This window comes from Vibrio sinus (genome assembly GCF_023634645.1).
GTDB lineage: Bacteria > Pseudomonadota > Gammaproteobacteria > Enterobacterales > Vibrionaceae > Vibrio > Vibrio sinus.
Genome location: NZ_JAMKMR010000001.1, coordinates 463841 through 476214, shown reverse-complemented (window position 1 = coordinate 476214; position 12374 = coordinate 463841). Strand labels below are relative to the sequence as shown.

The window sequence follows — 12374 nt, the reverse complement described above, 5'->3', positions numbered from 1 at the left end:
GAGGCAAGTGCTCGTACAGCGTGGCTTTTTTATTGGTTTGGATACGTATTCAAAATATAGAGATTTGTATCACGGTTTTACTGAGTAGGTTGTGGGTAGTATCGGACGTCAGCAGATAACAATAACATTATTAGGAATTAGTATGAGCAAATTTCAGCAGGCAAAACGTGTAGTACGGGAATATTTTGATGCGATGGAAAGAGCCGCGCCAGATGCTGTGGTGAGTGTGCTCAACGATTATGTTAGTGAGGACTATGTTTGGCAAGGAGTGTATCCGTTTCGCGAACAAACAGGAATCACTGCAGTTGCGAACGCGTTCTGGACACCACTCCTGCAATCAATGACCCGATTGCAACGGCGTCAGGATATCTTTATTGCTGGCAACAATGAGATGAATGGTGAGCAGTGGGTGATGAGTATGGGCCACTTTATGGGGCTTTTTGATAAGGATTGGCTAGGTATTCGCGCGACCAGAAAAATGGTCAACATTCGTTATGCAGAGTTTAATTGTGTAGAGAATGGCAAAATCACTAAAACGGGCTTATTTATCGATTTACTTGGTGTGATGGAACAGGCAGGTTGTTATCCTTTACCCCCTTCGACGGGCAGACACTTTGTTTATCCGGGACCTCGTGACCACAATGGCTTGCTGTTTGATGATGCCCCAGAAGAACAGGGTGCCGAGACGTTAGCCCTTGTCAATCAGATGGTCGATGATCTCAGCGCCCTTAATGAGAGTGGTTCAATGAGTTGCCCACCAGAAGTATTAGAAAAAAGCTGGTGTAAAGACATGGTATGGTACGGGCCCTGTGGCATTGGCGCCTCCTACACTATTCCTCGTTATCAACAGCAGCACCAACTGCCATTTCGCAATAATCTCAAAGATAAACAATTTAATGGTCATGTATGTCGCTTTGCTGAGGGTAACTTTGCTTGCTTCTTTGGGTGGCCAAATTTATCGAATACGCCTATTGGCGGTTTTCTGGGCATGCCGGGAGGGGAAATTCGTGCCGATATGCAGGTGGTGGATGTGTATTATCGGAAAGGGGACAAGCTGTCGGAAAACTGGGTACTGATTGACATTCCATATTGGCTCAAACAGCAGGGGTTGGATGTATTTGAGCGTACTCAGCAAATTATGAACCCCTAGCATCTTGAAGTCACTTGGGTATATACATCTTTCGCCCTCTATTTGAGGGCGAGGATAGATTGGATGCGGGTTAAGTTTTTGAGGCACATGGTTGCTCTGAGTCTAGTAGTTGGGTGCTAGCTCGGCGGTGATTCAATATGGCAATAAGCACAATACCCACCAGTAAGGTTAACCGTATAGGATCAGAGCTGAAAATCATGGCAGCGCCTAACGTGAGAAGCAGCCCACGCTGATAGGTGGGCAAAACATGAAACAGCCTTCCTTCAATGCCTCCTGCAAAGGCGATAATGAGCCCAATTGTCGCTAATATTGAAACGACAAAATCCATGCTTTGTCCATGTACCCAGATAAGTCCCGAAAACGCCATCATGGTTGGGATGAAGAAAAAACCTAACGCGAGCTTGAAAGCTTGAATGGCAGAAGCCATCGGCCGCGCTTTCGCCACTCCTGCGCCAGCAAATGCGGCTAATGCGATAGGTGGGGTGACATTAGAAGTTTGCGACAACCAAAATACGATCATGTGAGCAGCCAGTAAACCGACGCCGAGGTTGGTTAACGCGGGAACTGCCATAACAGACAATACGATATAGGCAGCCGTAACTGGCAGGCCCATGCCTAGTACGATTGCAGCTACCGCTATCAATGCTAATACGGACCAAAGTTGTCCACCAGATAAAGCAATTAAAAACTGCGTAAACTGCAGCCCGATACCTGTTTGGCCTACCACACCGACTACGATTCCTGCAGTTGCGCAGGCGATGGATATGGGTAACGCCATGATGGCACCGGTTTTCATACCTTCGATCAGCTTAGACAGGGTAATGCGACTTTGCTTTCTACACATCGCCGCAATGATTATGGCCGCGCAGCCTGCGATACCGACAAGGACGGGTGTGTAACTCATCAGCAGCAGAGTAGTGATAAGGAGCAAGGGGACCAAAAAGTGCCAACCTTTCTTTAGCACAGTAAGCACTTTCTCTGTGTTAGGCATACCCTGAATACCAAGCTTACAGGCCATCAAGTGCACGTAGAATAGCGTGCACAGGAAATAGAGAATCGCTGGCGCGATAGATACGATGAGAATTTCGCTATATGGAATACCAGTAAATTGAGCCATAACGAAAGCTCCAGCCCCCATCACGGGTGGCATAATTTGCCCCCCTGTTGATGCTGCCGCCTCTATGCCAGCGGCTTGTTCAGGTTTATAGCCGAGCTTTTTCATCATAGGTATGGTAAGAGAGCCTGTGGTGACAGTGTTAGCAATCGCTGAGCCTGTAATTGAGCCTAATGCGGCGGACGCCAACACACTGGCTTTAGCAGGACCACCTCTGTATTTCCCCGCGGCTGCAAAGGCGATATCGATAAAAAATTGCCCAGCCCCCGTGACCTGTAAAAAAGCACCAAATAATACGAAGATAAACACGACGCCTGCGGCAATGGCAAGCGGCGCGCCAAAGATGCCATTGGTAGAAAAGATATGAAAACGAATGATTTCTTCTGTATTAAATCCGGTACTGGCAATGGTGTCTGGTAGCAGATTGCCATACAGAGCGTAGAGAAGAAACATGGCCGCGATAGCGACCATGACCAAGCCTACGGTTCTTCTGGTCGCTTCTAGCAGAGCGACGATAATAATAGCGCCAGCGATCTCGTCGGCCGGTTGCAGGCCATTTAACAAGAAACTGATGTCGTCGTAGTCAAACTGGATCAACTGTGTCCCAGCCCAGCAAACGGCGATCACCAAGCCAAAATCGATCAAGCGGCTAGCAGCATACAAACGATTTGATTTGGTTTTTTTGCTAAACGGATAAACCAAAAACACCAAGGACAAAACCCAACTTAAGTACAGGGGACGGAACACAGGTGCAGAAAGGCTGGCTGTGATGCCTTGCCATAGCTGGAAAACAGTCAGTCCAATGGCGAGTATTGTGGCAATGTGAACAAGTTTGTCGGTTAACGCTTGGTGGAACCTAAAACTGTGTTTATTCATGGATCAACTCCATTGATCAAGCTAGATGATACCCAAGTAACTTGGGTATATATGGGTTTACTTTACGGCGGATAAGGTATGCTCAGTTTTGTATTCCTTGATAAACTTTTCGGCACCAGGGTGAAGTGGAAAGCCTGTCAATTGATGCAGCTCCTGCACATTGGATATGTTGGGCAAACCAATAGAAGCGCGAATTTTGTCGATATTATCAAAGGTCACTTTCGTGAGTTCATAGGCCATCTTGTTGCTCATGTTTTTATTGGCAACTAAAACATTCCATACCGCAGGAGCATGAAAATTGGCAACATTTTTGTAGACGCCTGCTGGAACATCAATACTTTCATAGTAAGGGTATGCAGCGACGATCTTGGTCATCTCTTGTTTGCTAAAGGATAAAATTCGAATATGGCGTGTCAGTGCAAGTTCGGTAATCGCTCCAACCCCTAAGCTTCCCACAATCACACCAGCGTCAATTTGACCGTTTGCCAGAGCGTTGGTCGTTGCGGTGTAGTTCAACGATTGACCTTTTATATCATCTTCGTCGATACCGAGCGCTTTTAAAATATTGATCGCGCTGACTCGAGTACCAGAGCCGGGTGCACCCAGTGAAATTCTCTTGCCTTTCAACTGTTCTATGGATGTGATATCTGAGTCTGCAGGGACAATAAATTGGACAACATTAGGATAGAGTGCGTAGAGTACAGAGACGTTCATAGCTTTAGGAAAGGGCTTTTTTCCTTCGTAGGCTTGCATAACGACGTTTTCCATCGCAATACCAACTAACTGCTTGTTCATCGCTACTTTAATCACATTTTCTACCGAGGCGGCGGTGACTTCAGCGCGCATATGAAAGTCTGGGATATTTTTGCTCCAAACGTTAGCGAGCATGCCTCCTAATGGGTAGTATGTGCCACTCTGGCTCCCTGTGCCGATCGTGTAGTTGTCCGCCAAGACCATTGGCGAAATGAGTAGAGCAGCAATTATCCCTAAAACGCTCCTTCCCTTGTTAGTTAGCCAACTGTTCATGTTATTTGCTTCCTTAACGTTTTATATATGCAACCTATCGCAATGATTATCACAAAATTACGATAGACCTTAATGGAACAGGCAAATATTATGAACTCGTCATCACATGCTTTTAACAAAATCGATAAAAAAATGAGAAGCTGGATCGATAACTTTATCAATGCGGTGAAGGGTTTATTTTCTTTGTGAATTTATTTTCTTGTAGTTATTTTGAATTTTTATTGGTTGATTGGTGTTATCCAAACCTCAGCTCCCTGAACAGAATGAACGGGAGCTGGGTATGGTGGGTTACATAGACACGGAGTTTTGCCTGTCGGAGAAGCGTGCTAGGTATCGAAGGTAGACGACGGAAACAGCACTAGTAATGAAAAAACCTGCGATCAACGGAAAGGCAGAATCGGAATAAAAATAGCCAATGGCTATCCCCACGAACACAGACATCAGCGCTTGGATCCCACTGATGACAGAGTTCGCAATGCCCGCTATCTCACCCATGGGCTCTAACGCCAATGAGTTAAGGTTGCCAAACAACATACCGATGGTGAACAGGGTGACAGACAAATATAACAGGTAGCTGGTGAGAGAAAGTTCTCGGCTGGATAACATGTAAAGTGCTAAGAATAATGACAACACACACTGAGTGCCTGCTCCCCATAGGCTCATGCGGTTCATGCCAAACGTCATCACTAACTTGGAGTTGAAATAGGAGCCGATTCCAATACACAAAGCGAGCACGCCAAACACTAATGGAAAATGTGCTCCTAGTTGGTAGTGTGATTGTAGTATTTGCTGAGCCGTAGAAAGATACGCGGTGAATGCACCAGCGATGAGCCCGGATATCAGTGTGTAACCTACACTCACTGGGTGGGTCAGCGTGGTTTTAACACCAGAAAGAATATTTTTGGTATTTAATGGAATACGTTTTTCTTTCGCTAGGGTTTCCTCCTGATACTTCCACACCAAAAAAGCGCATACGATTCCGAGTACGAGTAAAACAACAAACAAAAATCGCCAATCGCTAAATAAAAGAAATGCTTGTCCGATGGAAGGGGACACCGCGGGCTCTATGATAAACAGCACCATAATTAACGAGTATATTTGCGCCATGCGATCACCGCTAAATTTATCTCTAATCATGACTCCTGGGATGATTCGGCAGGCCGCTGCGCCAAAGCCTTGAAGCACCCTAGCAAATAGCAATACGTTGAAATGGGTTGTGAAAATAGCCAGTAAGGACCCCACGATATAGATGGAAAGCCCTAGGTAGAGTATCGGCTTTCGACCAAACGCATCGGACAATGGCCCGTAGATACAAAAGCCCAATGCCATACCAAAGAAGATGACGGCAATAACAAGTTGGATCTGATTGGCGTGCCCAAGGTGAAAATCTTGGCTCATTTGCGATAGAGCGGGCATCATGATGTCCGTGCCCAGTGCAGTCACCGTCATTAAAAGGGCCATGAGTGCAATAAAGCCGCGTTCTTGTAGTTGTTGTACTCTCATGAGTATCTGGTGCCTCAAAGTGGTGGATTGTTTGGGACTGAGTGCCGCCCGTCTGAGCGACTGATCGCTCAGTAGAGTTAAACTGGTTCTCGCCTGCGCATCTCTACAGAGCGAAGTCCTTCTGGAACGGCTGTTAGGTTAACGCCGCTGAAGTTCGTGCCTGGAGCGGCAATAGCGTCAATCTTATCTAGTGTTTCGTTCGAGAGGACCAAATTGGAACATTCGATCAGGTCGTCCAGCTGTGAGAGCGTACGTGGCCCCGCAATCGCGCTGGTAATGGCCGGATGTGCGGTTGCAAATGCCATAGCCATGTGTCTTAAACTTATCCCTGCTTCTTCCGCAACCTTGTTGAGCTGTTGGACCGAATTGAGTTTAGCAAGAATAGCTGGTGAACTCGCATCGAGCTCACGTCCGGTCCATTTTGCTGAAAAACTGATGCGGTTGTTGCCCGCTAAATCTTCTTGTGTGAGATAACGTCCTGTTAACCAGCTACCTTCAAGAGGGCTCCATACGATAACGCCGACTTGAAAACGTTGGCATACAGGGAGTACGTTCGCCTCAATACTGCGCGATAAAATGGAATAATTCGGTTGCTCAGAGACAAAAGAGGGCACACCAATCTCGCTCGACTGCCACTGGCTTTCAACGATTTGATCGGATGAGAACATAGAGGTGCCATAAGCACGGATTTTTCCTTGCGCCACCAGTTGATTCAAAACATGCAAAATTTCTGCAATCGGTGTTGTGTAATCGAAGCGGGCTAGGTGATAGATATCGATATAGTCGGTACGCAGGCGCTTTAAGCTCGCATTGACTTGTTGGGTGATTTCTTCTTTCAGTGGCAGTGATCTGTCCGGGTTCAAGGTAAATTTAGTTGAGACTACCACTTGTTCTCTCATGCCCTGTAAAGCATCACCTAACAACGATTCTGACTCGCCGTTCGAGTAAAAGGGAGCCGTATCAATGAGGTTGATACCAGAGTGAAGGGCCTTATGGACCATTTGCAAACATTCGGCAGGATCATTGTTGCCCATCGAACCCATCATCATAGTGCCAAGCGCATATTGGCTGACATTAAAATCGGTATTACCCAGTCTACGATACTGCATATTCCTCTCCTCAAATTAGTGTTTTACGTGATTTGAATTTTGTTCGAATAAAATTCGAATGTAAATCTATATAAGTTATGTGTGACTTGTCAAGATAGATTTAGTTTTTGTTTATGCGAAAATAAGACCTGTTCGAATAAAATTACTGATTACCTTTGGAAGTGAATATGAGCCCAGCGCCACGTTTTGGATACGCGCAGCAAGAGCAATTGATATTAAATGCTGCTGCAAAAGTCATTGAAGAGAGCTCGCTGCTTAATTTTAAAATGTCTGCAATAGCGAAAGAAGCGGGGATTTCGATGGGCTCGGTGTATAAACACGTCCAAGCGAAAGAAGATGTTTTGGTCGCATTAACCGTGTCGTTTTTGAAACATCGCTTTGAATTATTTAAGCCGTATTTTGAATTGCCTATGACCACACCAGAGAAATTATTGGGTGTGCATTTGGTGAGTGATGAAGTGCTGAACCTATACTCCTTCGATAAGTCATTAGAGCACCTTATGGCTAACGAAGCCATAATGCAGAAAAGCTCAATCGGTTGGAACGACAAATTGCGCCAGATTAATCATCAAATTTACCAACAATTTCGCGGTATCTTGCAACAGGCAATAGATAGCTCAGAGCTTGAATTGCAAAATGAAGGTCCAGATGGTTTGACTGAATTGGAATTTGGCCTGTGGGCATTAGCGGTTGGAAATGCTCATATTGAAAGGCAAACTTCGATGGCCCAATTACCCATTAAATCGCTAAAATCTATCCAGATTCAGAATGTATTTCGATTTATTAATAGTTTTAAATGGAAAACTCCGCTTAACGACAGCAGTTTAGTGACGGTGAATAAGGCGTTAGCGTCCTTGAACCTAGTTTCTCAACAATAAAGTGCTGATTACTAAAGTGAACCTTGAGATTTGGCTCAAGGTTCATTTTTATGTTTCTATGATGCCTTTTTCCGCTTTGGCATGCGCTTAACGTTATCTTTTTTCTTCTGGTTTAAAGGCTTGTTGTCTTCTAACCAGGAGCCGTTTTTCTGTCGTTTATAAAAGTGTGTGGGTAAACCCGCTGTGTGCTGAGTCCAAGGCGTTTCTGAAATGGCTTGCTTCATGTCGTGATAGCCCTGCTCGCTACGCAAGCGGATAGAGCGCCTTGAAAACTCAGCGTCGCTGAGCGGAATGTGGCCAGGCAGTGGATCAAAGGTGATGTGGACAATGTCTATTTTTGTGCCGTCAGTGAGAGCTGGCACGTCTGGTATTTGGCTGCTGTCAATGAGATCTGGCGCCTTGGTGGCGACATGAGCGAGATTACGTTGCGCAATCAGCGCTTCAACGGAGTGGCTGTTGCGGCTGGCATACTGGATTTCTTTCTCGCGCCATAATACCTCACTCATTGTTTTCGGCAGGTCCCCGACCGCGTTCCATAAATCGACAACAAAAATCAGCAGGCTTTGATCTCCGGCTAAGTCTAGGATGCCATTGAGTGGTGTGTTTGAGACAACGCCACCGTCCCAATAATAGTCATCCCCCACTTGGGTCGGTGGGAATCCAGGTGGTAGGGAGCCGCTGGCAACAGCGTGTGCGGGATTCATCGAATCACTATCGCTATCAAAAAATACCAACTCACCATCTGTCACGCGAGTTGCCCCAACCGTTAGGCGGGTTTTACCCTTGTTGATGAGATCGAAATCGACCATTTCTTCGAGCGTATTAAAAATAGGCTGAGTGTCGTAAAAGCTGGTTGCGGTTTCTCCGGGGCAGGCGAACCAAGGGTTGATGGGCCTGGGGTAAAAGAAGCTAGGTTGGCCGGCAATTAGGGCAGTGGCGGCACTGGCCGTGTTAAAAAATGGCGCAAAGCTGGTTGGGATCTGCCAATCTGTGCCAGGCCAAGATATCTTTTGCCAAAATTCTTCTAGCTTGCTAAGTCGCTTCTCAGGTGGATTGCCTGCCAAGATGGCAGAGTTTAATGCGCCAATGGAGATACCAGCGAACCAATCTGGGGTGTAGCCAGCTTCCTCCATCGCCTGATAGGCACCAATGTGATAGGCCCCTAAAGCGCCCCCACCTTGTAATACCAAGCAAACTTTTGGTTTGTTTTTTACTGCTTGTATCTTCGCCATTGCATCTCCTCCATGTTGAAATTTTGTTAACGCCTTCAACTGTATAGTGCAAAAATCCGAATAATGTTATTTATGCAATTGGGAGATGTTAGCTATATAGCGATAAATTAACTCTGGGCTTAATTTGTACGTCTGATCGAAGTGATCGTGACGGAAGAAGATTGGGCGAGATAGAAGATTTAAAAATTCCATTGCCCACGTTGTTCGGTGAGCAATGGAAACGACTCTATACATTACGAGTTCATATCGTTTGAGAGCTTAGGTGACAGTATCGGCTTCGCGCTCTACAACCTCGCTCTTTTTGGGGTAGGCATAGTCATCGGCTTTGTCGAAATAAGTTGGCTCGTAAGTACATTCACCGATATCGTGGCGCGGGCAAACGTACGTCATACTTCTTTTCACCAATTCAATATTACAATTTGGACAACGTCTTTCCATAGTAACCTCCTATTGTTGGATGATATGAATCGCTATTTGTACAGCAGTATGAATAACCAGCTTGTTTGTTCTAACATAGATAACTATGCACATCAAGTTTCATAAATATATCATTTATGTTTCACTAATCCCCATTTGGGTTGTTAAAAAACTATTGAATTTGTTAGAAATTAAGTCGTGCCATGGTGTAGGTATTGATGTATTCGCCATCTCGAAATGAAGCGTTGATGCTCTCACCCTCAATCTCAAAACCGAAGTTTTTGTAACATTGAATGGCGCGTTGGTTGTCGGTGTTGACTTCAATATGAATGCGTTTTACTTGTAACCATTTATCGGCAAGGTCGATCACGGTTTGTATCAGTTTGCTGCCTATTCCCATGCCTTGATAGTCATCATGTACACCAATGCCGAAGGTGGCACAATGCAGTTTTCTTGGTCGCTGATTGTGCTCAAAGCCAATATTACCCACAACTTTGCCATCTACTTCTGCGACAAATGTGTAAAAGCCCGTAGGGGGTGACTAAGGTGACTAAGTCGTTGTTCCCAGTATTGAGGAGAAGAATTGGGTAGTTGCAGTGTCTCTCGTTGTGCAAGAGGCTGGCTATAAATATCACACAAAGCTTGTGCATCACTGAGTTGAGTGGGACGAATGATCACTTCCATAGTATTCCTTTCTATTGTTCTTATTGGTTTTCTTATTAGCAATTAGTCACTTTGGGCACTGACTCACATCAACTTATCATCGGTAACAATGATTGCATAGTGGTGAGTCGAGTTAATCGAACGAAATGTTAATGGACACTGAGGCATGGTCGCTGCTGTAGAGGTCTTGGTCAGATCTTGGATCGATGAGGTGCTTATCGTTAACAGAGTAACCATTGACAGTCGCCAGTCGATTGGCTGAGCTAGGGCTGAACTCGTCCGATAACAAGATATAATCCAATACTTGAGAGTGACTGCCATAATAGTGTGTGGGTGGGCGTGGGGTGTGATGTTGAACAAGATGCCAAGCATCGTGGAATCCATAGCTCGCCAGTTCATGATTTTGACTAGTACCTGAGGGCTTAAAGCAGGCAAATTCGTCGCCTTCTATCGCATTATTGAAATCGCCCATCAGCATAAATGGCCGACTGTGTTTGTGCTTGTTTTGGACAACATAGGTAAATAACAGGTGGGCCTCAAAGCCGCGTTGGACGGTGGAATACCAAAGTCCCAGTGTATTTGAGCTCCATCGATTAACTTCGAGTAACTCTCGCTCGTTTTCAAGTTCTAAGCGTTTGGATTTGAAATGGACAACGTAAATGTCTACTAGGCCCAGATTTGGCATATCGACAACAGCATGAATTGGCGAACGACTGAATTCAAATGCATCATAGGGCAATAAGGCGCTATTAATCTTCATGGGGTGAACGTCGACAATTGGATGCTTCGAGGCGAGGGCGAGCACAGGTTGACTATATAAGAAGTTGTGCTCAATAAAGGGGGTATCTACCGTTGCAAAATGAGGGTAGCCGAGTTTTGCAACCTGTGAATGGAGAGACTCGATACTGAATACCTCTTGAAAAGCGACAATATCGGAATCTTGTTTCGACAAATGATCGTCAAGCCAATTTTGCTTTTGCAGCCATTGCGCCTCTGTATAGATATTTTCTTGGCTATAGAAAGCATTGGGCGGCGATAAATAGTTGAACAAATTTAATGTTGTGACAGTCATCTCTTTGCTGTCATTGGCGTTTCTTGCTTCGCTCACGTCATACTCCATTCGTTTGCTATAGTTTTAATCTGGCATATTTTGTAACGGTTTGCCTTATAATTTTTGGCAGACTAAGACCGTTTTGTTCAAGACCATAGGGAGTGGTATGAGTCAGTATGAGAAAGTATGGAAAACACCTCAAAACTTTCTGCTAATTATCTCTGTTGTGGTGCCGATAGCATTTTCGAGTTGGATGGCGCTACTGAACAACTTTGTCGTTGAACGCGCACACTTTGATGGCGCAGACATAGGGCTATTGCAAAGCGTTCGTGAGATACCAGGTTTTTTGGCCTTCACGGCCGTGTTTGTCCTGCTATTTATTAGAGAGCAGCGCTTTCTTATTTTGTCTTTATTGATGCTGACGATTGGTACTGCGCTGACTGGCTTTTTTCCATCTCTATCGGGCTTACTTTTGACTACATTGCTCATGTCTACTGGCTTTCATTACTTTGAAACCCTAAAGCAATCTCTGTCGTTGCAATGGTTAAGTAAAGATGAAGCCCCGGAAATGCTAGGTAAAATGATATCAGTAGGCGCGTTGGCGTCCTTATGCACTTATGGCGTCCTTTGGCTTTTGTTAAAACAGGCGCAGTTGGATTTTAAATGGGTGTATCTGATTAGCGGTGGCGCTGGCCTAGCGATTGTTTTGTGGTTATTCGCTACTTTCCCCGAGTTCAAAACCGATACTCCTCAGACGAAAAAGCTGGTGCTAAGAAAACGCTATTGGCTCTACTACGCATTGACCTTTATGAGTGGAGCACGAAGACAAATATTTGTGGTGTTTGCGGGCTTCTTGATGGTGGAAAAATTCGGATATACCGCGGCCGATATCACCTTGTTGTTTTTAATTAACTACCTGTTTAACTTTTTATTTGCTAAGCATATAGGCAAGCTTATTGGCGTTGTTGGTGAGCGCAAAGCGCTCATGTTTGAGTATGTTGGGTTAGTGTTTGTGTTCATTGGCTATGGGCTAGTTGAGTCATCCCATTGGGCAGCGATTCTGTATGTCGTGGATCATCTGTTCTTTGCCTTAGCCTTAGCGATTAAAACCTATTTTCAAAAAATTGCCGATCCAGCGGATATGGCATCCACTGCGGGCGTCGCATTTACTATTAACCATATTGCTGCTGTTGTTATTCCTATCTCATTCGGATTGATATGGCTCGTATCACCTTCGTCTGTGTTTTTTATTGGCGCGGGCATGGCAATTGTTTCATTGCTGTTGTCATTAAACATTCCGATCAAACCTGAGGAAGGCAATGAAGTGAATGTATTGCGCTGGGGGTAAGGGAAGC

At 45.1% G+C, this 12374-nt stretch carries 10 protein-coding genes and 1 pseudogene; 3 read left to right on the top strand and 8 right to left on the bottom strand.

From position 1 onward, the window contains the following. The first annotated feature begins 142 nt into the window (after positions 1-142). Positions 143-1150 (top strand): nuclear transport factor 2 family protein, encoded by a 1008-nt coding sequence (locus M9194_RS02050; RefSeq protein WP_250610667.1) that lies wholly within the window; start codon positions 143-145, stop codon positions 1148-1150. A 70-nt stretch (positions 1151-1220) separates the two neighbouring features. On the opposite strand, the gene M9194_RS02045 is transcribed toward M9194_RS02050, so the two are convergent. The 4 genes from M9194_RS02045 to M9194_RS02030 all read right to left on the bottom strand — a co-directional run bounded on the left by M9194_RS02045 (position 1221) and on the right by M9194_RS02030 (position 6778). Further along, entirely contained in the window at positions 1221-3140 is a 1920-nt protein-coding gene (locus M9194_RS02045; protein ID WP_250610666.1) for a TRAP transporter permease, read from the bottom strand. Positions 3141-3197: 57 nt separating this feature from the next. After that, positions 3198-4166, bottom strand: a complete 969-nt coding sequence (locus M9194_RS02040; RefSeq protein WP_250610665.1) for a TAXI family TRAP transporter solute-binding subunit — start codon at positions 4164-4166, stop codon at positions 3198-3200. 288 nt (positions 4167-4454) lie between these two features. Next, a complete protein-coding gene (locus M9194_RS02035; RefSeq protein WP_250610664.1) occupies positions 4455-5669 on the bottom strand; it encodes a multidrug effflux MFS transporter in 1215 nt (404 codons plus the stop codon). 77 nt (positions 5670-5746) lie between these two features. Continuing rightward, positions 5747-6778, bottom strand: coding sequence for an aldo/keto reductase (locus M9194_RS02030; protein WP_250610663.1), 1032 nt, complete (start codon positions 6776-6778; stop codon positions 5747-5749). Between the two features lie 167 nt (positions 6779-6945). On the opposite strand from M9194_RS02030, the gene M9194_RS02025 reads away from it, so the two are divergent. Then, positions 6946-7656 (top strand): TetR/AcrR family transcriptional regulator, encoded by a 711-nt coding sequence (locus tag M9194_RS02025; protein ID WP_250610662.1) that lies wholly within the window; start codon positions 6946-6948, stop codon positions 7654-7656. 56 nt (positions 7657-7712) lie between these two features. Here M9194_RS02025 and M9194_RS02020 read toward each other — a convergent pair whose 3' ends face one another. From M9194_RS02020 to M9194_RS02005, 4 genes and pseudogenes are all read right to left on the bottom strand, one after another. Then, positions 7713-8888 carry a patatin-like phospholipase family protein gene (locus M9194_RS02020; protein ID WP_250610661.1) on the bottom strand — a complete coding sequence of 392 codons (1176 nt, stop codon included), beginning with the start codon at positions 8886-8888 and terminating at the stop codon, positions 7713-7715. 258 nt (positions 8889-9146) lie between these two features. Further along, the gene (locus M9194_RS02015) at positions 9147-9326 is read right to left on the bottom strand and encodes a hypothetical protein (RefSeq protein WP_250610660.1); all 180 of its coding nucleotides are present in this window, start codon (positions 9324-9326) and stop codon (positions 9147-9149) included. A gap of 163 nt (positions 9327-9489) precedes the next feature. Continuing rightward, positions 9490-9989 (bottom strand): annotated as a pseudogene (locus M9194_RS02010) (GNAT family N-acetyltransferase). 112 nt (positions 9990-10101) lie between these two features. Beyond that, the gene (locus M9194_RS02005) at positions 10102-11076 is read right to left on the bottom strand and encodes an endonuclease/exonuclease/phosphatase family protein (protein ID WP_250610659.1); all 975 of its coding nucleotides are present in this window, start codon (positions 11074-11076) and stop codon (positions 10102-10104) included. A gap of 109 nt (positions 11077-11185) precedes the next feature. Here M9194_RS02005 and M9194_RS02000 point away from each other — a divergent pair, with 109 nt between their 5' ends. Further along, a complete protein-coding gene (locus M9194_RS02000; RefSeq protein WP_250610658.1) occupies positions 11186-12367 on the top strand; it encodes an MFS transporter in 1182 nt (393 codons plus the stop codon). Positions 12368-12374: the final 7 nt, after the last annotated feature.

Excerpts from the sequence above, each read along its gene's own strand:
- M9194_RS02050 (WP_250610667.1), top strand. The coding sequence starts at position 143 with ATGAGCAAATTTCAGCAGGCAAAACGTGTAGTACGGGAATATTTTGAT.
- M9194_RS02045 (WP_250610666.1), bottom strand. The coding sequence starts at position 3,140 with ATGAATAAACACAGTTTTAGGTTCCACCAAGCGTTAACCGACAAACTT.
- M9194_RS02040 (WP_250610665.1), bottom strand. The coding sequence starts at position 4,166 with ATGAACAGTTGGCTAACTAACAAGGGAAGGAGCGTTTTAGGGATAATT.
- M9194_RS02035 (WP_250610664.1), bottom strand. The coding sequence starts at position 5,669 with ATGAGAGTACAACAACTACAAGAACGCGGCTTTATTGCACTCATGGCC.
- M9194_RS02030 (WP_250610663.1), bottom strand. The coding sequence starts at position 6,778 with ATGCAGTATCGTAGACTGGGTAATACCGATTTTAATGTCAGCCAATAT.
- M9194_RS02025 (WP_250610662.1), top strand. The coding sequence starts at position 6,946 with ATGAGCCCAGCGCCACGTTTTGGATACGCGCAGCAAGAGCAATTGATA.
- M9194_RS02020 (WP_250610661.1), bottom strand. The coding sequence starts at position 8,888 with ATGGCGAAGATACAAGCAGTAAAAAACAAACCAAAAGTTTGCTTGGTA.
- M9194_RS02015 (WP_250610660.1), bottom strand. The coding sequence starts at position 9,326 with ATGGAAAGACGTTGTCCAAATTGTAATATTGAATTGGTGAAAAGAAGT.
- M9194_RS02000 (WP_250610658.1), top strand. The coding sequence starts at position 11,186 with ATGAGTCAGTATGAGAAAGTATGGAAAACACCTCAAAACTTTCTGCTA.